The organism is Saccharopolyspora shandongensis (assembly GCF_900106995.1).
In the GTDB taxonomy this organism is placed as follows: domain Bacteria; phylum Actinomycetota; class Actinomycetes; order Mycobacteriales; family Pseudonocardiaceae; genus Saccharopolyspora; species Saccharopolyspora shandongensis.
In genome coordinates, this window is the sequence record NZ_FNOK01000038.1 from 1 (window position 1) to 25092 (window position 25092).

At 71.3% G+C, this 25092-nt stretch carries 22 protein-coding genes; 8 read left to right on the top strand and 14 right to left on the bottom strand.

What is annotated here, in order from left to right; all coding sequences use genetic code 11:
- The 4 genes from BLW84_RS30705 to BLW84_RS30720 all read right to left on the bottom strand — a co-directional run.
- A partial coding sequence (locus BLW84_RS30705) for a helix-turn-helix domain-containing protein (RefSeq protein WP_177226778.1) occupies positions 1–277 on the bottom strand: 277 nt, incomplete at its 3' end.
- 139 nt (positions 278–416) lie between these two features.
- Positions 417–1049: a DUF4360 domain-containing protein gene (locus BLW84_RS30710; protein ID WP_093272362.1), complete on the bottom strand. Its 633-nt coding sequence runs from the start codon at positions 1047–1049 to the stop codon at positions 417–419.
- Positions 1050–1271: 222 nt separating this feature from the next.
- Complete coding sequence (locus BLW84_RS30715; RefSeq protein ID WP_093272364.1) at positions 1272–1568, bottom strand: hypothetical protein; 297 nt, start codon at positions 1566–1568, stop codon at positions 1272–1274.
- Between the two features lie 12 nt (positions 1569–1580).
- Positions 1581–1916, bottom strand: coding sequence for a hypothetical protein (locus BLW84_RS30720; RefSeq protein ID WP_093272367.1), 336 nt, complete (start codon positions 1914–1916; stop codon positions 1581–1583).
- Between the two features lie 129 nt (positions 1917–2045).
- Here BLW84_RS30720 and eccCa point away from each other — a divergent pair, with 129 nt between their 5' ends.
- From eccCa to BLW84_RS30735, 3 genes are all read left to right on the top strand, one after another.
- Positions 2046–6008, top strand: a complete 3963-nt coding sequence (gene eccCa / locus BLW84_RS30725; RefSeq protein WP_093272370.1) for a type VII secretion protein EccCa — start codon at positions 2046–2048, stop codon at positions 6006–6008.
- Between the two features lie 175 nt (positions 6009–6183).
- Positions 6184–6597 (top strand): hypothetical protein, encoded by a 414-nt coding sequence (locus tag BLW84_RS30730; protein WP_093272540.1) that lies wholly within the window; start codon positions 6184–6186, stop codon positions 6595–6597.
- A gap of 10 nt (positions 6598–6607) precedes the next feature.
- Complete coding sequence (locus BLW84_RS30735; RefSeq protein WP_093272372.1) at positions 6608–7768, top strand: hypothetical protein; 1161 nt, start codon at positions 6608–6610, stop codon at positions 7766–7768.
- Between the two features lie 341 nt (positions 7769–8109).
- Here the strand turns inward: BLW84_RS30735 and BLW84_RS30740 are convergent, their stop codons facing one another.
- The 3 genes from BLW84_RS30740 to eccD all read right to left on the bottom strand — a co-directional run bounded on the left by BLW84_RS30740 (position 8110) and on the right by eccD (position 11853).
- Positions 8110–8541: an MFS transporter gene (locus BLW84_RS30740; protein WP_177226779.1), complete on the bottom strand. Its 432-nt coding sequence runs from the start codon at positions 8539–8541 to the stop codon at positions 8110–8112.
- Positions 8542–9035: 494 nt separating this feature from the next.
- Complete coding sequence (eccB, locus tag BLW84_RS30745; RefSeq protein WP_093272378.1) at positions 9036–10472, bottom strand: type VII secretion protein EccB; 1437 nt, start codon at positions 10470–10472, stop codon at positions 9036–9038.
- A gap of 4 nt (positions 10473–10476) precedes the next feature.
- Complete coding sequence (gene eccD / locus BLW84_RS30750; protein ID WP_093272381.1) at positions 10477–11853, bottom strand: type VII secretion integral membrane protein EccD; 1377 nt, start codon at positions 11851–11853, stop codon at positions 10477–10479.
- A 107-nt stretch (positions 11854–11960) separates the two neighbouring features.
- On the opposite strand from eccD, the gene BLW84_RS30755 reads away from it, so the two are divergent.
- The gene (locus BLW84_RS30755; protein ID WP_093272383.1) at positions 11961–13472 is read left to right on the top strand and encodes a serine/threonine protein kinase; all 1512 of its coding nucleotides are present in this window, start codon (positions 11961–11963) and stop codon (positions 13470–13472) included.
- Positions 13473–13499: 27 nt separating this feature from the next.
- Here BLW84_RS30755 and BLW84_RS30760 read toward each other — a convergent pair whose 3' ends face one another.
- Complete coding sequence (locus BLW84_RS30760; protein ID WP_093272384.1) at positions 13500–13934, bottom strand: Imm1 family immunity protein; 435 nt, start codon at positions 13932–13934, stop codon at positions 13500–13502.
- An 84-nt stretch (positions 13935–14018) separates the two neighbouring features.
- Complete coding sequence (locus BLW84_RS30765; protein ID WP_342743191.1) at positions 14019–14789, bottom strand: helix-turn-helix domain-containing protein; 771 nt, start codon at positions 14787–14789, stop codon at positions 14019–14021.
- Positions 14790–14950: 161 nt separating this feature from the next.
- Between BLW84_RS30765 and BLW84_RS30770 the strand changes: the two genes are divergently transcribed.
- Together BLW84_RS30770 and BLW84_RS46600 are read left to right on the top strand one after the other, a co-directional pair.
- Positions 14951–15352 (top strand): hypothetical protein, encoded by a 402-nt coding sequence (locus BLW84_RS30770; protein ID WP_093272543.1) that lies wholly within the window; start codon positions 14951–14953, stop codon positions 15350–15352.
- Between the two features lie 3 nt (positions 15353–15355).
- Positions 15356–15601, top strand: a complete 246-nt coding sequence (locus BLW84_RS46600) for a hypothetical protein (protein WP_143061159.1) — start codon at positions 15356–15358, stop codon at positions 15599–15601.
- A gap of 16 nt (positions 15602–15617) precedes the next feature.
- On the opposite strand, the gene BLW84_RS30775 is transcribed toward BLW84_RS46600, so the two are convergent.
- From BLW84_RS30775 to BLW84_RS30790, 4 genes are all read right to left on the bottom strand, one after another.
- The gene (locus BLW84_RS30775; protein ID WP_093272388.1) at positions 15618–17801 is read right to left on the bottom strand and encodes a transglutaminase TgpA family protein; all 2184 of its coding nucleotides are present in this window, start codon (positions 17799–17801) and stop codon (positions 15618–15620) included.
- Positions 17798–18919: a DUF58 domain-containing protein gene (locus BLW84_RS30780; RefSeq protein ID WP_093272390.1), complete on the bottom strand. Its 1122-nt coding sequence runs from the start codon at positions 18917–18919 to the stop codon at positions 17798–17800. Before BLW84_RS30780 ends, BLW84_RS30775 begins: the two co-directional genes overlap by 4 nt.
- 2 nt (positions 18920–18921) lie before the next feature.
- On the bottom strand, positions 18922–19875 hold the full coding sequence (locus BLW84_RS30785; protein WP_093272393.1) for an AAA family ATPase: 954 nt from the start codon (positions 19873–19875) through the stop codon (positions 18922–18924).
- 85 nt (positions 19876–19960) lie between these two features.
- A complete protein-coding gene (locus tag BLW84_RS30790; RefSeq protein ID WP_093272394.1) occupies positions 19961–21988 on the bottom strand; it encodes a fibronectin type III domain-containing protein in 2028 nt (675 codons plus the stop codon).
- Positions 21989–22121: 133 nt separating this feature from the next.
- Between BLW84_RS30790 and BLW84_RS30795 the strand changes: the two genes are divergently transcribed.
- Positions 22122–23339 carry a type VII secretion protein EccE gene (locus BLW84_RS30795; protein ID WP_245761509.1) on the top strand — a complete coding sequence of 406 codons (1218 nt, stop codon included), beginning with the start codon at positions 22122–22124 and terminating at the stop codon, positions 23337–23339.
- A gap of 105 nt (positions 23340–23444) precedes the next feature.
- Here the strand turns inward: BLW84_RS30795 and aztA are convergent, their stop codons facing one another.
- Positions 23445–24161 carry a zinc ABC transporter ATP-binding protein AztA gene (gene aztA, locus BLW84_RS30800; protein ID WP_093272400.1) on the bottom strand — a complete coding sequence of 239 codons (717 nt, stop codon included), beginning with the start codon at positions 24159–24161 and terminating at the stop codon, positions 23445–23447.
- A 77-nt stretch (positions 24162–24238) separates the two neighbouring features.
- On the opposite strand from aztA, the gene aztB reads away from it, so the two are divergent.
- Complete coding sequence (aztB, locus tag BLW84_RS30805) at positions 24239–25084, top strand: zinc ABC transporter permease AztB (RefSeq protein ID WP_093272403.1); 846 nt, start codon at positions 24239–24241, stop codon at positions 25082–25084.
- The last annotated feature ends 8 nt before the right edge of the window (positions 25085–25092 follow it).

Here is a 25092-nt window from a genome sequence, read left to right on the forward strand (position 1 = left end):
CGGGAAACTTGCCTACCACCGCCCGCTTCACCCGGGCCTGCTGCCGTGCGGTCAGCGCCTTCTGCTCCTCGGGACGCCGGCCACGTTTCCGCGCGTCCAAGGCCCGGTTTCCGGCACGGTGAAACGCATTCACCCGACGCGACACCGACCGCAGCCCCACACCGAAGGTCTCCGCGACCTCCGCCTGCGTCCGCCCGGACTCGACCGCCGCGACCACCCGCCGCCGCAAATCCTCTTGCGAGGCAGGCGAAAGCCGCTTGACATCAACCACCGTCACCTTCACACCATAACCAACGACCACGCCACATTTGAGTTACCCATCAATAAGTCACGGCTCCCGCAGTCCAGGCGGACGCTGTAACTCCCGCAGGGGGGCCGCCACCCGCACCGCCACGCAAGCCATTCTGCTACCACTCCTACGAGCATTCCTTCCACTCGAACTGGTAGGTCGTGTCGATGTTCCCGTCGGTGGAGTCCATCGACATGAAGCTCGTCTTCGACGGGTCCGAGGTGCCGGCGTCCACCCGCAATTCGGTGTTGATGTTGAAATTGCGCTGTTCACCGCACGGCTTGTAGACGATCGCGCCGATCTCGGTGGAGTCGGTCACCTGCCAGTTGTCGCTCAGCGGGCCGGAGAACGGCGTCTGGAAGCGGCCCGTTTCCGACATTCCCTGGAAGTAGTAGCTCGCCTTCTCCAATCCGGTCGCGCCCGGTTCGAGGTGGGCGAAACCGCGGTAGTCGGCGCTGGCGATGCCGTAGGTGAATCCCTGCGGGATGCTGACGATCAGGTTGAGCTGGCAGTTCTTGCGGAATGCGGTGGGATCCGCGTCCGGGCCCACCTTGGCCAGGTAATCGCTGTAGCTCACGGTGAACGAGGTGTTGTCCGGGGACACCGCGACCGCGGCGGTTCCCGCCGGGCAGCCCGATCCGTTCACCGTCGCGACATCGATGGTGATCTTGCCGGTCGGCGGCGGAACGTCGTCGTGGTAGCCCGCCGGGGAGAGCATGGTCAAAGCCGTCAAAGCGGCAGCAGAAAGAGCAGCGAACATGGCGAACGCCCTTCATTGAAAGCGAACAGACAAGACTTCACTGCCGTGAATGCGATGAGAGTAGCGGCGGGGCCGTTCGCGGCACGCCTCTGAACGGGCTAAAACCGCAGAGTCCCGAAAACTGTTAATGCGCAGGGAAATTGGGACGCGGCGCTTCCCGCCGCGAACACCGGATGCCCGGCGCGGTGTCGCGCCGGGCATCCGGTGATGACGAAATGTCTGCTAGATGTTGGTGACGATGTTGATGGCTTGCCGCAGGGTCTGGTTGCCGATGTCGCCGACGTTGCCGTAGGCATTGCCCTCCGAGTTCAGCCCCTCCTGCCAGTACCCGGTTTCCTTCTGGCGCAGCTGGTAGGACTGCGACATCTGCTGGTGGGCCTCGTCGAAGTGGTTGATGTTCATCGCTTGCTGGACCTGCCCGTCGAAGTAGTCTCCGATCTGGGCCGCCGTCTTCTGGGCATCGGACATCGCCGTGCCCATCATGTCGAAGACGATCTTGAATTCGCCGCCGGTCGACATTCGCTACTCCCTTCAGGTCGGGTTGATGACGCTCGCGGTGCCGTAGTCCGGCGCGGCGAGCACGCTCTGGGCGGCGTCCTGGCCGCCCTGGTACGTGGAGAGCAACTGGTTGTTGTTGTCGACCAGGAGCTGGTTGTGGTCCGCGACTTTCCGCCACTGGTCGTCGCGGTTCTGGCCGACCGAGAACGCCGCGACCTGCGGCGACCCCAGCAGTCCACCCTGGACCGTCTCGCTGTTGCGCTGGCTGTGGGCCACGCTCGCGCCGTTCTGGTCGCGCTGGCTGCTCTCGGTCAGGGAGACCAGGTGCTGCATCGCCCCGTAATCGATGTGGGCCTGGTTGGAAACCATCCACCCCTCCTCTGCTCGGCGTGCGGTTCCGATGCCGAAGCTAGAGCGCGGAACCGGGGTCGCGCCCCGGCGCGGCACGTTCCTGCCATCGCCCGCGCCCACCGCCGCCGATCGCGAACCATCTCGGGCATGGCGACAGTCGTGGTGAAGAGGCCGGCCCGCAGACCGGCGCCGGAGATGCCCGCCGGTGAGCTGGTGCTGCAGGCTCCGCCGGAGATCCCGCCGCCGCCCGCCCGGCAGTGGACGCAGGTGTTCATGGTCCTGCCCATGGTGGCGATGACGGCGGGCATGATGCTGATGTTCTCCGGATCGATGGGCGGTTCCATCCGCTTCGTCATGTACGGGCTGATGGGCGTGGCGATGCTCGGCATGGTCGTCATGGGCTTCCTGCAGAGCGGCGGCCCGAGCAAGCGCGAGATGGGCCACGCCCGGCGCAAGTACCTGCGGCACCTCGCCCAGCACCGGCAGCGGTTCCGGCGGTCGGTGCGCGGGCAGCGCGCGGCGATGGAGTACCTGCACCCGGATCCCGCCTCGCTGTGGTCGGTGGCGGCGAGCTACCGGTTGTGGGAGCGGCGCAAGGACGACCCGGATTTCGGCGTCGCCCGGATCGGCAGCGGCGCGCAACGCCCGACCGTCACGCTGGTCGCGCCCGACACCAAACCGCTGGAGGAACTCGAACCGCTGTCCGCGCTGGCGCTGCGCAGGTTCCTCACCACCTACTCCACAGTGGACCGGTTGCCGGTCGCGATCGCGGTCAACGGTTTCAGCCGGATCTACCTGCGCGGCGACCGCGCTGCGGCGCTGGGCGCGCTGCGCGCGATGCTCGCGCAGCTGGCCACCTCGCACTCGCCGGACGACCTGCGGATCGCGGTGTGCGTGGGCGAGGACCGCCGCCCGGACTGGGACTGGATCAAGTGGCTGCCGCACGCGCTGCACCCGGAGCACACCGACGCGGTCGGGCCGGTCCGCTTGGTGGCCCAGGAGATTCCGGCGCTGGAATCGATGCTGGAGGAGGAGCTCGCCAAGCGGCCGCGCTTCGACCCGGAGGCCGGGGCGGGCATTCCGGGCCCGCACCTGGTGGTGGTGCTCGACGGCGGCTCCGTCGCCGGTTCCGATCACCTGATGACCGGCGGCGGCGTGGAAGGCGTGACCGTGGTGGACCTGACCACCGCGCCGCCGCGGGCGCTGGACCGGAGCGCGGTGGTGCTGGACGTGGCCGCCGACGGCGAGCTGGGCAGCGAGACGATGGACGGCGCCGCCCTGGTCGGCCGGGCGGACTCGCTCGGCGCCGCCGCGGCCGAGGGCCTGGCCCGGCAGCTGGCCCCGCTGCGGCTGACCGCCGGCGTGCGCGGCGGTGAGCCGATGACCAACGAGCTGGGCCTGGCCGACCTGCTGGAGCTGGGCGACCCGTACGAGCTCGACCCGGCCGAGACCTGGGCGCCGCGGCCGAACCGGGACCGGCTGCGGGTGAAGTTCGGCATCCGGGCCGACGGCGTTCCGATCGAGATCGACCTGAAGGAGTCGGCCCAGGACGGCATGGGCCCGCACGGCCTGCTGGTCGGCGCGACCGGCTCCGGCAAGTCGGAGCTGCTGCGCACCCTCGTGCTGGCGCTGGCGGTCACCCACCCGCCGAACTCGCTGAACTTCGCGCTGGTCGACTTCAAGGGCGGCGCCACCTTCACCCGGCTGGACGCGTTGCCGCACACCAGCGCGGTGATCACCAACCTCGCCGACGAACTGCACCTGGTCGACCGGATGACCGACGCGATCAACGGCGAGCTGATCCGCCGCCAGGAGCTGTTGCGCGCGGCGGGCGACTTCGCTTCCCTGCGCGACTACGAGAAGGCCCGCGCCGCCGGAGCCCCGCTGCCCGAGGTGCCGACGCTGCTGGTCATCTGCGACGAGTTCTCCGAACTGCTGTCCGCCAAACCGGAGTTCATCGACCTGTTCGTCCAAATAGGACGGGTCGGCCGCTCGCTCGGCGTGCACCTCCTGCTCGCCTCGCAGCGGCTGGACGAGGGCCGGTTGCGCGGCCTGGAAACCCACCTGTCCTACCGGATCGGGCTGCGCACCTTCTCCGAGATGGAGAGCCGGGCGGTGCTCGGCGTGCCGGACGCCTTCCGGTTGCCGCGGGCCCCCGGGCACGGATTCCTCAAGGTCGGCACCGAGCCGATGGACCGGTTCCGCTCCGCCTACGTCTCCGGCGTCTACCAGAGCACAGCGGGAACAGGCGTGGCCGCCGCCTTCGGCGAACGGCTGGCGCTGCACGAGTACACGACCACGTACCTCGCCCCGGAGCCCACTCTCGACGATGTGCCGGAGGAGCCGGAGGCCGACGAGGAGACCGCCGTCGGCGAAACGCTGCTGGACGTCATGGTGGACCGGCTGCAGGGCCGGGGCACGCCGGCGCACCAGGTGTGGCTGCCGCCGCTGTCCGACTCGCCGTCGCTGGACGCCGTGCTGCCGCCGCTGACCGCCGATCCGGTGCGCGGGTTGACCGCCGCCCCGGCGGGCACGCTCCGCCCGGTGCTCGGCATCGTCGACCGGCCGCTGGAGCAGCGGCGCGACCCGCTGGAGCTCGACCTGTCCGGCGCCGCCGGGCACCTGCTGGTGCTCGGGGCCCCGCAGACCGGCAAGAGCACCGCACTGCGCACCCTGATCACCAGCCTCGCACTCACCCACACCCCGCGCGAAGTCCAGTTCTACTGCCTGGATTTCGGTGGCGGCACGCTCGGCTCGATCGTCGGCCTGCCACACGTCGGTGGCGTGTCGGGACGCCTGGACACCGGCGCGGTCCGGCGCACCGTCGCCGAGGTGGCGACGCTGCTCGCCCAGCGCGAGCGGATGTTCGCCGAGCACCAGATCGACGGCATCGCCACCTACCGCAGGCTGCGCGCCGAGGGCCGGTTCGCCGACCGCCCGCACGGCGACGTCTTCCTGGTGATCGACGGCTGGCAGACGCTGCGCAACGACTTCAGCGACCTGGAGGAGGTCGTCGGCGACATCGCCGCCCGCGGCCTGTCCTACGGCGTGCACGTGGTGGCGTCCTGCGCCCGCTCCTTCGAGCTGCGGATGAACGTCCGGGACCTGTTCGCCAGCAGGCTTGAGCTGAAGATCGGCGACCCGATCGACTCGATCGTCGACCGGCGCGCCGCGATGAGCGTGCCCGCCGACTCGCCCGGACGGGGCCTCGCGATGAGCGGGCACCAGATGCTGGTGGCGCTGCCCAGGATCGACGGGGCGAGCAGCGCCGGCGATCTGGCCGGCGGCATCGGCGCGCTGGTCGAGGCGGTCGGCGCGGCCTGGCCGGGCGAGCCCGCGCCGCCGGTGCGGCTGCTGCCGGGCGTGCTGCCCTACACCGAGTTGCCCGCGACAGATGAGCTCACCGGGGACGCGGCGGGGCTCGCGGTCGGCATCCACGAGCGCGACCTCTCCCCGATGCGGCTGGACTTCACCGCCGACCCGCACTTCTTCCTGCTGGCCGACACCGAATCCGGCAAGACCTCGTTCCTGCGGGTGCTGGCCCGGCGGATCTGCCAGGCGTACTCGCCGAGCGAGGCGCGGATCGTGCTCGTCGACCACCGCCGCGGGCTGCTCGGCGAGATCGGCGACGAGCACCTGCTCGGCACCGGCACCAACGACGCGCACAGCCGCGGCCTGCTGGCGGAGGTGGCCGCCGAGCTGACCAAGCGGCTGCCGGGGCAGGACATCACGCCGGAGCAGCTGCGCGCCCGGAACTGGTGGCAGGGACCGGAGATCTTCGTGCTCGTCGACGACTACGACATGGTGGCCACGCACCAGGAACACCCGCTGATGTCGCTGCTGCCGCTGGCGGCGCAGGGCACCGACATCGGCCTGCACGTCGTGCTTGCGCGCCGCTCCGGCGGGGCCGGGCGCGGGCTGTTCGAGCCGTTCCTGGCCCGGCTGCGGGAAGTCGGCACGCCCGGCCTGATGATGTCCGGCGACCGGGACGAGGGCCCGCTGCTGGGCGGCATGCGCGCCCAGGTGCTGCCGCCGGGCCGCGGCTGGCTGGTCGACCGCCGCGGGCAGAAGGACCAGGTCCAGATCGCCTGGCTGCCGCCGGGCGCGTAGCCGGATGGCCGGTTGCTGTCGCGGCCCCCACCGCGACCGGCCGCCGTGCTTCGCTGAACAGGGGGCGGGCGATGCGCGAAAACCCGTGGCAATCCAGCGGAAATGCCGGGCGGCCGAACCGGATCGACCAGAACCGCAAATGCGCGACACCGCGCGGGACATCGAGGAGGGGCGTATGCCCGCAGCAGAGGTCAACGGCAACACCGAGGCGATGAGCGCGTTCTCCAGCCGGCTCACCGCTCCCCCGATGCCGCCGTCGCTCACGCGGCTGGGGACGCCGCCGAACCTGTCCGGCCTGTTCGAGGGGATCGCGATGTCCGTGCTGGACAAGGCCGCCACGGCGGCCATGGCCACGTACCTGACGAAGGTGACCGAGGACCTGGTGACCGACTCCGCGAAGGTCAAGGCGGCCGCGGCGACCTACAGCGCCGCCGACGTGACCAGCGCGCTCACGCTGACCGCCTCGGCCCTGAAGCTCGCGAACAAGGGTCTCGGCCTGCTGAAGAAGGCGGGCGGGACGTTCGGCCAGCAACCCGCCGCGAAGCCCGGTGACGAGACCGGAACCGCCTCCCCGACCAGCGCCGCCTGAGGAGGGCACCATGGCAATCCCCTACAACCTGCTGCCCATCGAGGCGCACATGGCGATGATCACCGCCGAGCAGGCCAACGTCGCCGTCCTCACCGACGCGGCGCGGATGTGGACCGAGGTCCGCGCCTGGATCGAAGAAGCCAGGGTGGAGCTGCACACCCGCGCGGGCGAGCTCACTCCACAGTGGAAGGATGACGCCGGACGGGCGCACGAGGAGAAGGTCCAGCGGTCGCTGGCCGAGCTGACCATGTGGGCGGACCGGATCGACGCGGCCCAGCCGGTCGAGACGCTGACCACGCTGGCCGGCGCGATCCCGGAGGCGCTCGGGACCGTGACCGGCCTCTACGAGTCCTACATGCTCGCCATGTCCAACCCGCTCACCATGGGGATGGCCCCGGCGTTCCAGCAGGCGGCCGGCGCGCGGATGTCGGCCCTGGGCGCGCAGTTCGACATGTCGATGCTCAAGGTGGTCGCGGCCTCCGGGCTCCAGTCGCCGGGCGACGTGCTGCCCGCGCCGAAGGGCGGCCTCCCCGTTGTCGAAGGCTCCCCGGGCGAGTTCCTCAAGGCGGCGAACGCCGGGATGGACGTCCTGTCAGAACTGCAGAACCTGGCGTCGTCGATGACCGACGGCGCGACCGCACCGGACGTCTCCGGCGCGACCGGGCCGTCGCTGGCCGGGGCGACGCCCGTGACCGGCCCGGTCCCGAACGCGCACCTCGGTGCCGGGCTGCCATCGGTGTCCGGCCCGCCGGTGCCGTCGGGCGGGCTCGGCTGGGCGGGCGCGGCGGGCGGCGCGGGCATGATGCCGCTGGCGAAGCCGGTAGCGGGCAAGCGGGCGCCCAGCCTGGCCGCCGAGGTGAAACCGGGAACCGCCGCCGCGGCTGGGACGAAACCGGTCGCGGGCGCGATGCCGCCGCCGATGCTCCCGCCGTCCGCAGGCCAGGGCGCGGCGGGCACGCTGCGGCCGGGCTCCGCCGAGCAGTCCGCCGGTCGTACCGAGACCAAGCGCAAGCCGACCGGAACCGACGGTGTGCCGGAGAGCCTGCGCGGCCGCTCCGGCGGCGACGCCGCCTTCCACCGGACGAGCGGCCAACGCACCCGCGAAGCAGGCCCGGCCCGGCTGCCCGACGACGATCTGTGGCAGGTGAATCCACCCACCAGGCGCAGATGACCGTCCCACCGGTGGAGATCCCCAACACGCACCAGACCTCGTAACCAACGGAACACGGCGACCGTTCTTGTCGCGCGGGCACATGTGAGTCGTCGCCTGGAGCGCAGGAGGTCGACTTCGCGCGAAATCGCCGCTCCCCGTGAGGGTTGGTCGGCGATTTCGCGCGAAATCGCCGCCAGTCCCGGGCGCCAGGCGGCGTTGGGACGAGCTTGCCCGGCGCCCATCCGAGACGACACCCCGGTGGATCACGGGCGTGAGCCGGATCCGTCGAAGTGGCGAGCCGTGTGCCGCAGCGCGGACCACGTCGGCATCGAAAGCAGCGCCACGGCCGTGGCAGCGACCTAGAACCGCATGAGCAGGCCGAAGGTCCGCGCCAGGAGGCCACCGGCAAGGGCGCCCAGTGCTGCCCCGCCGAGGTCGGCGAGCCGGTAAGCACTGGTGACCCTGCCGAGCAGGTGCGGCGGGGCGAGCCGCTGCCGCGCGGTGGTCGCGGCCGTGCCCCACACGACGGCGTGCACGCCGAAGAACGCCATCACCGCTGCGGCGGCCCAAGGGTTGGTGACCAGGGCGAGCGCGGCATAGGTGAGCGCCTCCACGATCAGGCCCGCGCGCAGGATGAAGACCATGCCGAGCCACCGTTCCAGGAATCCGTAGGCCCTCGAACCCGCGATGCCACCGAAGGCGCCGGCGGCGATGAAGAGGCCGAAACCAATTGCGAACAGACCGAGGTGCTCGCGCGCGTACAGGACCACCCAGATGGAGAATCCCCCCACCCCGGTCAGGTTCATCATGGATGAGGGCGCGCCGTTGGGCGCGAGAACACCGCAACGCAGCACGCGTTGCGGAACCGCCGCGTCGGGAACGGGAGTGGGTCAGGAGATCGAGCGCGACCGGCAGGCCCGCCGCCTGGATGAGCCAGAGCCGTCGACGAGCGTCTCCACTCAGTTGCGCACCGGGGCTCCTCCCGGTCCGGGCCAAGCCATGCCGCCGACACTATAAGGCCCGCCGCCAGCGCTTTTCCTCGAAACTGGGATCGTTCTGCGCCGTTTTCGCGCGAAAACGGCGTTCGCCACGCCTACCGGGCGCCGTTTTCGCGCGAAAACGCCATCCGAACCCACGGCCACAAGCGGCTTCGCCACTCCATCGACACGAGCGCCCGTACAGCACCCCCGCGCCAGCACATCCAGAGCACCCCGACGGGCTCACGGCCGTTACGTCCGCAGTCCGGCCAGCGTTGCCGCTGACCGGACGCTTCCCGGCTCGGGTGTCATCCGGCCGGGGCCTGTCGCATGGCGGCGTTGGGGTCCAGGGCGGGGCCTTCCGGCAGGCGGGCCACCAGGCCCGCGGGTAGCCGCACCGGGCGGGCCGAGGCGTAGCCGAGCATCCGCAGCACCTCCGGTGTCGCCAGCGGGTAGCGGCGTCCCATGTCCGTGACCACGGTCAGCGTGCCCGCCGGGGCCTGCTCCGACGGCATCGCCTCGACCACCGCGGCCCACCCCGGCGGCACGTGCACCCGGTCGGCCAGCGGCGTTCCGTTCGGGCTCCGGCGCGTGGTCGCCGTCATCGGATCAGCCGGCGGCAGCACCGGATCGACCACCAGCAGGGGCACCCCGCCCTGGCCGAAGGTGGCGCACACCGTGGCTTCCCGGTCCCGCAGCCGAGCGACCGCCGGTCGCGTGGCGGGCGCCGAGCCCGCGGCCGCCACGACCGGATCGAGCCGCCGCGCCGTGGCCGCCAGTGACGGCGCCAGCTGAACCGCCTTCGGCTCCCCGCCGGGATAGGCGGCGAGCATCGTCTGCGCGTCCGCGAGCTGGATGTCGTGCTGCAGCTGGGTGATCGGGCGCAGCGCGTCCCGCTCCGCCAGGTAGTACTGCTGCCCGCCGCCCGAGGTCTGCACCACCAGCAGCATCCCGATCCGGATGTCGCTTCGCCCCGGCACCGCCGCGGACGGCTCACCGGCCTGCGCCACCGCGAGCGGCTCGATCGGGGCGCCTTCGGGCAGCACGTCCAGCCACGCCTGCCCCACTCTCGCCCACGGATCGGAAGTCAGCGCGAGACCGGTGCCGACGACCGCGTCGTAAGCGTTGATCTGGTGCCGCCGGCCGCGCCAGATCAGGTAGCGCTCCCCCGTTGGCGCGAGCTCCACCAGCAACGCCTGGTCGCCCAGCCCGGCGCCACCGCCCGGTTCGGCACCGGCCAGCAGCACCGACTCCTCGATCCTGCTGCCCGCCACGTCGCTGGCCGGCACCGAGCACAGCGACCAGGAGCCGGTCAGCAGCCGGTCCGGGCCCGGCAGCGCGTCGGGCGCGCCCGGGATGCCGATGCGGGGCCCACGGGGCACGTCGGCGAGGGAATTCCGGGAAACCTGCTGCGTGGCGCGGTGATCGCCGAGGAGCAGCAGCGCGGACGCGTAGTTGGCGACCGGGTACAGCCGGTCGTTCAGGTAGACGTACCGGGTGCCGGTCTCCTTCTCCACGATCACCGCGGCGTCCTTGCGCCAGGCGTTGTTGCCGCCCGGCACGATCATCCCGTACACGCCGACGCAGGCCAGCGACACGATGGCCAGCGCGATGCTCGCGAGCACCGCGCCCGTCGGCCTGCGGAACGGCGGCTGCTCCGGATCGGTTTCCCTGGTGACCAGGGCGGAAATCGCCCGCTGGACGAGGAACTGGTACGCCTGCAGCTGGTCTCGCTTCGACGCCATGCGCTCAGCCCCCCAGCCCGCGGACGTAGCCGTACAGGCCGAGCACGGCGCACACCACCGGGACGATCGCGACCATCACCAGGATCTCGGAGTACTCGGCGAACCGGCCCAGGTAGGGGTTCGCGGCGCGGGTGCTGAGCAGGATGCCGGCCGCGATCACCGCGGCGGCCACGACCAGCAGCAGCGGCCCGGCGAACACCAGCCCCGCCGCCGTCATGCCCGGGCCGACAACCAGGCAGCCGACGCCGAACATCCCGGTGACCAGCAACGGCACCCGTTGCCGCAGGATCGGGTAGAGCCGCGCGCGCAGCAGGAATCCGACGGCGAGCACCGCGGTCATCACCACCGAGCTCGCATCGGCGCGGCCGACCAGCACCACCAGGCAGCACATCACCACGACCGACGCCCCGGTCAGCATCCCGGTGAGCACCCCGTCCGCCCTGGCCACCGCGGCGTGGACCAGTTCGAGGGGCGGCGGCGGGTCGTCGCGCACCAGATCCGCCGTCGATCGCGGCAACACCGGCATCGGCACCCTGCCGAGCCGCAACGCCAGGGGAGCGAACACTGTGGACAGTGCCAGCAGCCCGCCCCCGACCACGGCCGCGACTTGGTAGCCCGCCAACCCGTCGATCGTGGCCAGCCAGCCGGCGAGCACTCCGAGCAGGCCGACGGTGACCGCCCCCGCGAACAGGGACTGGGCCGCGGTCACGCCGAGGTAACCCACCAGGCCCGCCAGCAGCAGCAACGCACCGGCGAGCATCAGGTGGCCCGCCGACAGCTCGGTCACCGGCTTCCGCCCGGCCAGCAGCAATCCCCCACCGGCGAAGGCGAACGGCAGCGCGACCCCCGCCAGCACCGCCCCGGCATCGGCATCACCGACTGCGCGGGCCAACACCACGCCCGCCGCGAGCAGCAACACGGCCGTGCCCAACGCCCACAACGCGGGCGATGTCCACGGCGGGCCCGCGCGCAACACGGCGACCAGGCCGAGCAGCACTGCCGCTGCACCGGCCGCCAGTCCCGCCACCCGGGTGTGCCGCGGCCCCCACGCCCTGCCGGTGTGTCCGGAGCCGGTGGCGATCGCGTCCACCAGGTCGTCGTACTCCAGCTCCGGCCAGCTGATCCGGCGCGGCGCCAGGTGCAGCACCTCCCCGTCCCGCACCCGGTGCGAGCCGAGCGTCCGGTCCAGGTCGAACGCCGTCCCGTCGACCCTGCGCAGCTGCCAGCCGCCGCCGGTGACGCCGTCGTCGGCCAGGCCTTCGCCCGCGCGCGCCAGCAGGCCTGGGAGGAGCTCGGCGACGGCCGCGTGCTCGGGCAACGCCATGTCGATTCGCCGCCGCGGAGCGGCGATGGTCACTCTGACCAGGCCGGTAGTCTGCATGCTCGAAAGCTTCGACCGCGGCGGGCGATCGCGGGTGGCGAAGGCAGGAACCTGCCGCGTTGCGCGACTTTCGCCGAAGACCGGCCGCACTCCTGGAGAATGGGCGCATGAGCATCGAGAGCAGCGGCGCGGTGGGCGACCTGAGGCTGCTCGCCGAAGGTCCGACCGCCAAGGTCTACGCGGGCCGGCTGGTCGATGATGGCCGCGCGGTCGCGATCAAGATGTTCGCCGACGGTTTCGACGCCGACACCACGGCGTGGCTGGACCGCGAGCGCAAGGCGCTCGACGCACTGCGGGAGGTGCGGCCGATCCTGCCCGTCGACGCCGTGATCAAGCACCGCGACGGGCGCTCCGGCGTGCGGATGGAGCTGTGCCGGGGCTCGGTGGCCGGGTTGTTCGACTCCGGCGTCGCGCTGTCGCTGCGCGACGTGCTCGCCATCGGGTCGGCGATCGCCACCGCGCTCGCCGCGGCGCACCGGGCGGACATCCTGCACGGCGGTGTGACGCCGCACAACGTGCTGTACCGCCGGTCCGGCGAATTCGTCCTCGCCGACTTCGGATTGGCGCTGCGCCGCCGTTTTCCGCGCGACCCGATGCACGCGGTGGCCTACACGGCCCCCGAAACGCTGCGCGAGGACACCATTTCCGCGGCATCCGACCTGTACGGGCTGGGTGCGATCCTGCACACCGCGCTGACGGGCGCGCCGCCGTTCCCGCACCGCACCGGACAGCAGCCCGGCGAGCGGATCCTCCAGGTGCTGCGGGAACCGGTGCCGCCGATCCGGGCCTCCGGGGTGCCGGCCGAACTGTCCGATGTGGTCGGTCGCCTGCTGGCCAAGGACCCGGCGGACCGGCCGCAGGACGCCGCGATGCTGATGACGTTGTTCGCCAGGATCCAGCGAGCGACGGGCAGCGGCGCGATCGAGCCCGGCAACGACTCCGGCGAGGCCGACGACGAGGAAGACGAGCCCGCCGCCGAGTTCGACGATTTCGCCGAGGTCGCGCAGCACCAGCCGCCAACCGCCGGACACGCCCCACCGGTGGCCGCCGGACACGCTCCACCGCCGGTCTCCGGACACGTCCCACCATTGGCCGCCGGACACGCTCCGCCTGCGGCCGAACCGGTGACACCGGGCCGAACCCTCGTCCACACCTTCGGCGGCGAGTCGAAACCCGGCAAGCGCCCGCACAACCGGCGGCGCACCGGCATCCTGATCGGCGCCGGCGTGGTCGTCCTGGGCCTGACGGCCGTGCCGCTGTTCATCGGGTCGGGCGAACCGGTGGAGCAGGCCGAATCCGCGCCCACCGCGGTCGCCGCTCCCCCGCCGCAGCAGCCGGCCGACCCGAAGCCGGACGTGAACCTCGAAGTGGCCCCACCGGAGGACCGGGGCGACCAGGTCCAGCTGACCTGGCGAGCGGACGGCGACCTCGACTTCGCGGTGGTGGTGGCGGGCGAGCGCATCGACACGATGGTCCTGGTCGCCAACCGGGACCGCACCAAGGTGGTACCGGTGGACCCGACCCGAAGGTACTGCTTCCAAGTGAGGGCGACGGAGGCAGGAAAGCACATCTACACCAGCGACCCGATCCCAATCCGGGGCGCCCGCTGCAACCTCTAGAGCCCCTACGAGGCAACCTCGACTCGGTTACTCAGCCGGCGTCTCCGGGTAGAGGTCGCGCCATGTCACCGAAGCGGGCCGGTCGGCGGTGTGCAGGAACTCGACGAGAGTCTTGGTGAACTTCTCGACCGGCAGACCCGATCCGGGCGGAAAGTCGTCGTCGTCGAACTCGCAGCCCTCCGATGTAGGATCTCCCTCGGGGTAGGCCTTGTCACGAGTGGCGTCTTGGTAGCTGAGGTACCCGAATCCGTCGACGACGGCAGCGAACACACCGTGATCGGGAAAGTTCGTTTCCGCGTCCCACAGCGGCCGACCGTTGTGCACCAGCCGGGCCGAGTCCGCTTGGGGATCGGAGAGTTGCTCGACGAACCCCGCGACGTCCTCCGGGGTGCCCAGGGTCGCGTTCAGCCCCTGGTACGAGCCGTCGAGACCGACAACTGCCCAACCTGCCCTAATGCTCATCCCGTCACCTTCCGACCGACGTAGGTACACCCTGCAGCACTAACGCACCCTCGGCTGATCAGCTCGCCGACGCGCGGGCCAGGTCTACCTTCCCAGTACGGGGACGAGTCCCCGGAGCAGGTATGCCCCGCACCACCGGGACTCGGCGTCGGAGTCCAGGAGGGTTTCCTTCGTCAGGGCCTTTGCCAGCTTCCGGGGATTCGGCGCGGTGGTCGGGTCTTTCGCAACCGCCTTGGCGGTCTCCCAGTCGTGTTGCGTCAGCTTGGACACCTCGGACGCCAAGGACAGGAACCTGACCTTCTCGTCCGTCTCCAAGCACTCCACGATGAGCTCGATGTCCTCGCGCATCGACATCTTCGAAAGCACCGCGAGAGCGTTCGCCCGCAGCGTCGACGTCTTCCCGGTTCGGACCCACTCCCGCAGGTGGTTCGCCCCCGACTCACCCAGCTTCGACGCGAGGAAGAAGTCGACGGCGCGGCTGGACGGCGCGGTCGCCAACACTCCGGGGTCTCCGCTGTCGATCGAACGGGCCAGCTCGGTGAGTGTCGGTCGGTCAGCCTTCATGGTGCGGGGGTGCGTGATGTCCCGGCGACGCAGCATGTCGTCTCCCAACGGGCCGAGTTCGCGTTCGTACGCCACCACGATATCGACCGTGATCGGCCGCCGACCAGTCTCGATCAGCCCGAGGTAGGGCTTGGAGTAGTTCGTGAGCCGCGCCATCTGCGAAAGGCTGATCCCTGCGTCAACCCGCGCGGACCGAAGTTCGGCACCGACCTCATCACCGGCAGAAGACACCTGTAGACCCCCAGAAGCTTCCGAGTCACTCCTCGTGATCCGAAGACTACAGAAAGACACCTCTCCCTTGACCAGTAGGCGGGGTTGTCTTTCCAGAGATCGGGAGACGCGATGTGGAAACGCTTGCTGGAAAGGCGTCAGTACCGGCGCGAGTGGGCCGCCATGCGGAAGCAGAGGAAACGGGTGGACCTGCGGAAGTGGCCTGTGCCTTGGGGGCTGCGATGAACGAGCCGTTGTCGCTTGAGCTGAAGGAGCTGCTCACCGAGTTGCGCTTGCGGGGTTGGACCCTGATCCGCTGGGGTCCGGAGCACGCCCCTCAGCTCATGGCCGCGATGTTCCAGCACCCGCAGGACTGCGCAGATGTCTTCATCCTCCGCAGCCAGAACCAGGCCACCGCGTACCGCGTGCCCACGCCGGACAGCACTGGGGTGTTCAACCCGCAGGCCGTGGCTTACCAGTACCACGCCCCGCCACTGTGGACGCTTCGGGCGATTCTGGCGCTTCCAGCGCCAACACACCCGCAAGCACCGTTCTGCATCCAGGAACCGGCTCATGAGTGCTTCTTGCCGGAGGGGCTGGCTCGTCCAGTTCTGATCCGCCCGTTGTCACCGTCTGCGAGTTAGCGAATGGCAAAGCTCCCGTGTCAATGGCTGTACCTGGGCGGCTTCACCTTCCGCTGGGGACGTGGGGACTCCGCTATCGACGTTCTGCGCGGTGACACCGGACCAGTGCACGAGAACCACCAACTGGTGGTTTCGATCCCGGTCGATCACAGCTGGGACGACATCCGCGACCTTGACCAGAAAGCGCGGGCGTGGCTGCACGCCACCGCAGCGCAGCGCGCAGCCACGAGCTGGCGGAAGTCGAGATGACCTCTCGGCCGATCACTCAGGATCGGTCTTGCTGGCGGCCGGTGGGGAGCAGTGTGCGGAGTTCCAGTGCCGCTCTCAGTCTGGTGGACAGTGGGCGGGCCGCTAGGGCTCGCCGGACCTCTCGGACCTCTTCCCAGGCTCGTCGGGGTTGGCCGTCCGCCACCGGGACTCCTGACCACAGCGCCATGTCCAGCACCTTCGCCAGCCTTACCACCGGCTCCGCCGTTCGCTCCCCGATCATCGAGCCCGCCGACTCCGCCAGATCTCGCGGTGTCATCCCGATCCGGTACGGCACGCCGTGGGCTCGGATCCGGTCGCGGGCTTCCGCCCACGCGCCCATCACGCCATCGGCGCCGGCCAGGCGCCTCCTGCGGCGGGCTCGCACGGACTTCGCCAGCGGCACTCCGATCAGCCAGCAGGCGAGCAGGAGCAGGGCCCCGGCAACCGGAATCACCACTGCCCACAGCATCGGGGCGGCGCCGGATTCCTGTTCGCCCTCATCTTCCTGCTGTCCCGGCGGGAGTTGAGGCGGGCGCAGCTGGTTCTCCGGCGGGAGCTGCTGCTTGGCCTGCGCGGCCGCCATGGCCAGGCCGGACTGGTCCCGGCCGGACTGGGTCGCGGTCGCGGTCGGGTCCAGCGGCACCCAGCCGACTCCCTCGACCGCCACCTCCGGCCACGCCAGCACGTCGCCGTTGCGCACCACCTTGAAGTCGCCTTCGGTCTTGTTCGAGCCGCGGAACCCGACGACCAGCCGGGCCGGGATGCCGTTCATCCTCGCCAGGAGCACGTACGCGGCGGCGAACTGCTCGCTCGTCCCGCGCTTGCTCTCGAGGAGGAAGTGCCGCAGCTGCGGCCAGCCGTGCCCGGTCGGCAGGTGTTCGCCTACCGCGACCTGGTAGTTCTCGCTGAGGAACCGGTCGAGCTGCAGGGCCGCCTGGAACGTCGGGCGCAGCCCGCGCACCGAATCCCTGGCCAGCCGCCCGATTTCCGGTGGCACGACGCCGAGGCCGCCGAGGCCGCCCGTCGCGTCGGGATCAACCGGGGCGACGCCGAGTCGCGCCGCGTCGATCTGGGGCGTCGACCAGCTCAGCCGGTAGGAGACCTCCTGGCCGGCGGGCACCGGCGGATCCACCAGCAGTGCGCCCGAGGACTGGTCCACCAGCGGCGCGAGCCCGGTCACGCCCATCGGAACCGGCTGGCTCGGCAACCACGGCCCGAGCCCGCCCCGCACCCGCAGATCGGCCGCGCTCTCGGTGCCGCCCGGCACCCCGTCGAGGCCGGTGCCCATCCGGCGCAGCTCCGCGCCGGTCGACCAGTTGGTCCCGTCGAAACCGTCCAGCACCACCAGGCGCCACCGGTCGACCGGTGCATCGCTGCGGTAGCGGAACACCTCCCGCTCGCGGTCGCCCAGCCGCGCCGCGACCTGGTCCAGCGGATTGCTGAGCCGGTTCTGCTGCAGCGGCGCCAGGCGGCCGTCCGCCAGGCGGTACGGATCGCCGCCGACCGGATCGAAGCCACCGATGAGGACGGAACCGGCGACCACGCCCACGATCGTCGGCACCACGAGCAGAATCCGCGCCTTGGATGCCCGGCGCGCCGGTTGGAGCCCACCGCGGGGACGGGCGCCCGGGCGCCCGGGGCGCTCCGCCCAGAGCACCACTCCGGCCGGGACCGCATAGGCGATCGCCGCCAGCAGTGCGGCGAACCCGGTCAGCGCCTGGTACGCCTGGCCGAGCGCGACCACGGCCAGGCCCGGCAGCAACGCCACCATCGGCTTTCGCAGGCGCAGCAACAATTCCAGGCCGAGCACGACGGCGAGCAGCACCGCCAGCGGGACGAACAACAGCTGCTCGGCATCCGGTCTGGCGGGCCAGGTCGACTGCAGGGTGAGCAGCCAGCCCTCGGTCAGCCCGCGCTCCAGCACCCGCAGCGTCTCCCCGGTGGGTACGCCCACGACGGTGGTCGGGAACAGGACCGACTCGATCAGCCCGAGGAGAGCCCCCAGCAGCACCAGAACCGGGCGCCACGGCACGAGTTTCGGCCACCTCACGGCCATTTCCACGCAGCCGTAGCCGACGAGCACCACGACCAGGACCGGGACGATCAGCGGAGCCAAACCGAAGACCGGGGCGAACATGAACCCGGAAACCGCAGCGGCACAGAGCAATCCGGCGACCGCCAGCCGGTTGCGCGCGGTCATGCCGGACCCGCCTGCAAGGCGTTCCACTTCGCCGCGGCGTCGGCCGCATCCGACGCGGCGATCAGCCCGTTGCCCGCCGACGATTGCCGGGCGCCGAGCCGGACCAGCACGTCCGGCCGCCAGCGGTGCGCGGCTACATCGGCGTCCGGCCCGGTGAGCACGACCAGGATGCCGCCGGGTCGCGCTGCGGCGAGCGCGGCCGGCACCAGCGGCTCATCCGCCGCCGCGTCCTGGCCGACCAGGCACAACTCGTCCAGCAACGACCTGACCGCCCGCAGGCCGCTGTCGACCGGCGTGTCGATGCCGTGCGAGGTGATCAACCGGCAGTGCTGCCCGGCCGACGCCGACGCGTACAGCAGCGAGGCCGCCACCTCGACGGCTTCCTCGAAAACGGCCGGGCTCATCGCGGCGGGCCGGGTGTCGAGCACCGCCGTGAACCGCAGCTGCGCCGGGTCGGCGTACTCGCGCACCATGAGCTGACCGGTCCGGGCCGTCGCTTTCCAGTGCAGGAAGCGCACTTCGTCGCCGATCACGTACGGCCGGACGGCGCGCAGGTCCGCCGAACCGCGCAGCGGCGGATCGGTGATCGGCCCGTCGTGGTGGTGCCGTGGATAGCCGGCCCGCGCGGGGCGCACCTGGTGCCGGCGCGGATGTGCCCACAGGTGCGCGGTGCCGCCCGCGGTCCGGTCGCCGTGGGCGAGTCCGAAGGGATCGAACCGGCTCAGCACGAGCGGGCCGACCTGGAGCCGGCCGCGCGCCGTGGTGAGCAGCTCGTAGTGGTAGGTGGCCTCCGCGCCGGGCGCGAGCGGGCGGACCTGCACCTCGTTCACCTCGGTGCCGACCCGGTCGGCCGCGGCGAAACCGCCGTGCCGGCGGGTGGTGCCGTTGCGGACCACCAGCGACGCCAGCGCGGGCTTGCCCCGCTCGACCCGGTCCGGCGTGACGGAGCGGACGACCTCCACCTTCGGCTGGACGAAGGTAGTGGCCACGGCGGCCAGCACCGCGCCGACCGCGGCCCCTGCCAGAGCCCGGAACAGCGGGTACCCGGCCACCTCGCCGAAGGCGAAACACATTGCGGCCCCGAGGAGAACGAGGATGCCGCGGCGGGTGAGCCGCACCCCTACCTCCTCGCCGGGTCCGTCGGCACGGCGGTGTCCGCCAGCAGCTCCGCCACCACGTCGCTCGCCTGCCGCTGGCTCAGTTCCGCGTCGGGGGTGAGCACGAGGCGGTGGGCGAGCACCGGGACCGCCACGTCCTTCACGTCGTCCGGTGTCACGAAGTCGCGGCCGTGGGTGGCGGCGAGCGCCTGGGCCGCCCGGATCAGGGCGATGCTGCCGCGCGGGCTGGCGCCGTAGCGGACCGCCGGATGGGTCCGGCTCGACGCGGCCAGCCGCACCGCGTAGGAGATGATCTCGGGCGCCAGGCGCGACTTCCGCACCTCGGCGATCACCTGCTGCACGCCGCTGATGTCGATCACCGGCTGCAGCTCGTCCGGGCTCACCCCGGCGCAGTCGCCCATCACCACGCGCACCTCGGCGTCGTGATCCGGGTAGCCGACCGACAGGCGCATCAGGAACCGGTCCAGCTGCGCCTCGGGCAGCCGGTAGGTGCCTTCCATCTCGATCGGGTTCTGCGTGGCCACGACGAGGAACGGCCGGGGCACGTCCTGGCTGACCGAGTCGACGGTCACCCGGCGCTCGGCCATCACCTCCAGCAGCGCGGCCTGGGTCTTCGGCGTGCCCCGGTTGATCTCGTCCGCCAGCACCACGTTGGCGAAGATCGCGCCGGGGTGGAACTGGAACCGCTCGGCGTTCTGGTGGTACACCATCACGCCGGTGATGTCGCCGGGCAGCAGGTCGGGCGTGAACTGGATGCGGCTCCACCCGCCACCGATGCTGGCCGCGATGCACCGCGCCATGGTCGTCTTCCCGACCCCGGGCACGTCCTCGATCAGCAGGTGCCCCTCGGCGAACAGGGCGGCCACCGCGAGCCGGACGGCGTCCTCCTTGCCGCGCATCACCACCTGCACGTTCTCGGCGATGAGGTCGTAGGCGACCTTGGGGGTGGGTGTCACAGCAGTTCCTCGTCCTTTCCTCGACGCAAACCCGCCAGCAGAGCCGGCCCGATCCAGAACACGACGCCCTGGATCCGCCCGGCTATCACGGCTCTCCCGTCCAGTTGTCCGTGGCCTGACCCAGCGGGGTCGTGATGGTGACAGTGATCTTGACCCTGCCGATCCAGGTGACGTTGTTGATGGCGATCTCGGAAGGCCCGTCGCAGGGCGCAGAGGTCGGAAAGAGGCCCATGAAGCGCGCCTCGCAGGTGGCCGACGAGCCCTTGGCGTCGGCGTTGACGCTCACGATCAGCCTGTTGCCGCCCTCGCCTCGCACCCCGGTGATCTCCACGGTGGGCGGGCCCGACGGCACGGTGACGCTCTGCTTGCCGGGCTTCCCCGTGAGCACGGGAGAACCGGACGGACCGTACCGGGTGACCGCGCGGACGGTGATGGTGGTGGTGCCCGTGATCCCCTGGAATTCCGTGCTCTGGCCGGAAATCTCGCGTTCGCCCTTGCCGGACGCGCTCACCAGGTAGTGCACCAGGTTCGCGCCGTGAAGGTCTGGCTCGGTCCAGGTCACCGAGACCCGCCCGTCGGCGCTCGCCTTCGCGGTGACCTTCGGCGCTTCGGCCGCGCGTCCCGGCACCACTGCCTTGGCGCTGGCGCCCGAGCCCCGGCCCGCCGAGTTCTCCGCGGTCACGGTGATCACGTAGGACCTGCCGTTGGTCAACCCGCTCACGGTGGCGCTCGACGCCGAGCCGTCGACCGTGGTCGACCCTCCCGACCAGCTCAGCCGGTACCTGGTGATCCGCGCGCCGTTGTTCGCGGCGGCGCCCCAGGACACCGTGGCCGAGCTGTCGCCGGCGACCGCCTTGACGTTGCGGGGCGCGCCGGGCGGCGTCGCGGGCGCGACGACATCCGACAGCACGCCGGGCACCAGCGGCTCGGAGTCCGGGGGCTCCTCGGCGGTCGCCTCGTCGGCCGTCCCGTTGCGGGCGGCGTCGTCGATGGACACCTCGGCCGCCGATCCGTCCTCGCCGTCGACCACCAGCACCCGCGAGCCGTCCGAGGTGTCGACGTAGATCCGGTTGTCCTCGCCCAGCGCCGGTCGCGGCGGTTCGCCGTTCTCCGGAAGCTTCTTCGAGCTCTTCAGCTGGCCCTTGCTGTCGTAGGTGAGCACTTCGTGCCGGGTCTCGTCGACCACCATGACGACGTGCGAGGCCGCGACGGGTCCGGCGATCTTGCCGTCCCTGGGCAGGTCGACCGAGACGGGCCGGGCGGTCGGGCCGTTCTTCTCCAGCCCGGCGGTGTCGATCAGGTGCAGCTGCTTGCGGTCCGGGTCGACGACGGCGAGCCGCCCGTCGACGGCTCTGTTGGCGACCTGCGCCGTGGGCGGCAGTTTCAGCCCGATCTCGGCGGATCCGCCGAGCCCGTCGCCGCTGATGGTGTGCAGCGTGTCCGCCGTCGTGTCGATCACGACCGCCCGGTCGCCGACGACGGCCAACGCGCCGCCGTGGCCCTTGGGCAATTCCGCGGGACAGGCGAGCCGGGTGGCGCCGCGCGGCAGCTGGCAGATCGAACCGGTGTCGATCCGGTGCAGCCACACCGTTCCGTCCGAGGTCGCCACCGGCGTGGACAGCGGGCCGCCCGCCGGGACGGTGGCCGTCGGGTCGCCGAGGCGCGCCACCCGGCCCGCGTTGCGGTAGACCAGGTACGGGCCGCCCGCGACCTCCAGCACGACCGGTCGCTCGGCGGCGGGTGGGGCGACGCTGTTCTCGACGCTCAGCGTCGACTTGCTGAACTCCGTGATCCGCGACCGCTCGACGACGTATCCGGAGCGCTCGCCCTGCACGACCTGGCTGCCCGGCTCCGCGCCGGGCACGTTCGCCCGCGCGTCTACCTGGCCGGTCGATCCGTCGACGTGGAACGCCGACTGCGAGGCGTTGTTGTAGACCCAGTGGCCGACCTGGACGAACTGCAGGCCGGGCGGAACCGACGCCTGTCCGGTCACGGCCAGGCCGACCAGCCCCACGCAGCCGGCGACCAGCAGCGCGATCGCCGCGCGGCCGCGCGCGACGGCGCGAAGCCGCTGCAAGGCCGGGGATTTCGAGCCGGACGTGTCGTCAGTCACCCGATGACATTAACAAGCGGTCGATGAAGATTTGATGATAATGGCCAACTTCGGGCGGGAGCGGTCCGCTGTCACCGAATCCTCATTTTCCCTACGGACACTGGGGCTGGGGAAGGCACGAGGAGGCAGCACGGTGACCGATCCAGGCGCTACCCGAGCCGGCGTGCGAATCAACGCACCGGCGATCCCGCAACCGCGACCGATTCCGGCGTGGCAACCGGAGCACCCGGTCGCCGGCCCAGCACAGAAGCCACCCGCTCGCCCTGCCGCGGGGCCGCCGGAAACGACGCCCGCTCAAGCACGTCCGCTCGGCGGGATCGGCGTGCTGCAGGTCATCTGCTGGCAGCTCGTGCTGATCGCGGTCGCGCTGGCCATCGGCCGCCCGTGGCCCGCGGTCGCCGCGGTCGTCGTGGCAGCCGCGATCGTCCTGGCGCTGACCGCGGTCCGCACCCGCGGCCGCTGGCTGTACGAATGGCTCGCGTTGTCCTGGAAGTACTTGCTGCGCAAGCGCGACCGGGATCTGCGGAACGCGGACGAGGCCGGGCGCGCGCTGCTGCGCCTGATCTCGCCGGAATCGGTGTGGCTCGTGGACGACGTCGGCGACGACGTGGTGTCGATGCTCAGCCGGACCGCCGGGATCTCCGCGGTGCTGCAACCGAGAACGACCGCACGCGCCCCGAAACCGATGCCGCCGCCGGAGACCATGCTGCCACCGCTGAGCGAGCAGGCACCGGCGTTCGCCGTGCAAGTGGTGCACCACGCGGGGTTCAGCCAGGCTCACGCACCGCGCGTCTGGCTGACCCTGCAAGTCCTGCGCACGGTCGAAGTGCATCGGGACGCGGAAGTCCGGCAAGCTCTCGGCAACGCCGTCCGGCGGGTGAAGCGCCAGCTCCGCCGCGACGGCGCGCCCACCAGAGGACTTACCGAGCACGAGGTCCTCGGCGCCATCTCCTCGCTCGCGCACGTCACGGCCGACCGCAGCCGCGTCCGGGAGCAGTGGCGGCTCTGGCACGCCGGACCGGTCTCGCAGGCGACCTTCGAACTCGAAGGCTGGTCGGGTCTTTCCCCCGCGGTCACGACGCAGGCATTGCACCGGCTGCTCGCGGCCCCGCACGCGGCGGTGACGATCGCCGTCACGGCACACCGGTCGACGACCGACACCGAGCCCAGCGTGAAGGCGACGATGCGCATCGCGGCGGCGAACCTCCAAGCGCTGGAGCACACGACGCAGGCGCTGACCGGGCTGGCCCGCAGCTGGGGCATCGGCCTGGAACGCCTCGACGGCAGGCACGCGCAGGGCGTGGCAGGCACCCTGCCGATCGGTCTCACCGACGCACAGCAGCACCGCTGAACTCGGACGTTACTGTCCACATCGGACCCTTCGACCGAAGGGCATCGGTTTTCGCCATGGCGGGCATCCGGCGCAGCCCCGACGAGACCTGCGCCGCGCGTGGTGTCAGCTCAGCGACCGGATGCCCCAGACCTCTTCGAGCACTCGCGGGGTCAGGACGGCACCGGGCGCGCCCGCGGCGATCAGCCTTCCGCCGTTGAGCACCAAGCAGTGATCCGCGCGCATCGCTTCGGCGAAGTCGTGGGTCACCTGAACCACCGTCGTCCCTTGTGCTTTGGCGTTCTCGAGGGCCGCTGAGATCAGGCGTCGCGCCTCGGCATCCAGACCGGAACCCGGTTCGTCGAGCAGGAGCAGGCCGGACTCCTGGGCGAGCCCTTGCGCCAGCAGGGCGCGCTGGCGCTGGCCGCCCGACAGCGAGCCGAGCCTGCGGGCCGCCACCGGGAGGAGTTCCAGGCCGGCCAGGCACTTCTCGACGACGGCCCAGTCTTGGGCGGTCAGGCGCCGCCACGGGCCGCGGTGCGCCCACCGCCCCATGGACACCGCGTCGCGGACGCTGATCGGCAGCGAATCGGACACCGCGCTTCGTTGCGCGACGAACGCGGGTTCCCGGTCGGCCGCCCGCTCGACCGAACCCGCGGCAGGCCGGAGCACCCCCGCGATCACGCCGAGCAACGTCGACTTCCCGGAACCGTTGGGGCCGATGACGGCCGTCATCCGCCCCCTCGGGAACGTGGCGCTGAGGCCGCGCAGCACCGGTTCGCGCGTGTAGCCGACCGTCAGGTCGCGGACGGCGATCTCCGGTTGATCTCGGGTGATCGTCACAGCACTCCTCGCGCAGTGTTCGGCGTCACCGAACTGTACCTACAATGATAATCATTTTCATCATAGGATCCGTGCTCATGGATTGGCTGTTCGTCCCGTTCGAGGTGTCGTTCGTGGCGCGGGCGCTGTGGGCCGGGACGCTTGTCTCGTCGATCTGCGCGCTCGTCGGCACGTGGGTCGTCCTGCGCGGCATGGCGTTCCTCGGCGACGCCATGTCCCACGGGATGCTCCCCGGTGTCGCGCTGGCCTCGCTGCTGGGCGGGAACCTGCTGCTCGGAGCGGCGCTCAGCGCGGGCGCGATGACGCTCGGCGTGACCGCGCTCGGCCGGTCGTCGCGGCTGTCGCAGGACACCGCCATCGGGCTGCTGTTCGTCGGGATGCTGTCGCTGGGCGTGATCATCGTTTCGCACTCGCAGTCCTTCGCGGTCGACCTGACCGGCTTCCTCTTCGGCGACGTGCTGGCGGTGCGCGGGCAGGACCTGGGCTACCTCGCGGCGGCGCTGGTCGTCGCCGCGTGGGTGTCCGCGCTCGGCCACCGCTCGTTCGTCGCGCTCGCCTTCGACCCGCGGAAGGCACAAACGCTCGGCCTGCGGCCCCGTTTGGCCCACGCCTGCCTGCTCGGCCTGATCACGCTGGCGATCGTCGCCTCGTTCCACGTCGTCGGAACGTTGCTGGTGTTCAGCCTTCTCATCGCGCCGCCCGCCGCAGCCGTTCTCTGGGTCGACCGGATTCCCGCGATCATGCTCGTCGCGGCGTTGATCGGCACCGCCGCGACGGTCATCGGGCTGGTCGGCTCGTGGCACTGGGGCACCGCGGCCGGAGCGACGATCTCGGCGGCCGCGGTCGCGCTGTTCTTCCTCTCCGCGCTCGGTGCGGAAATCCGCCACCGCATGCGGCGGATCTCAACCACAACAGGCGAGTAGAAGCCGGA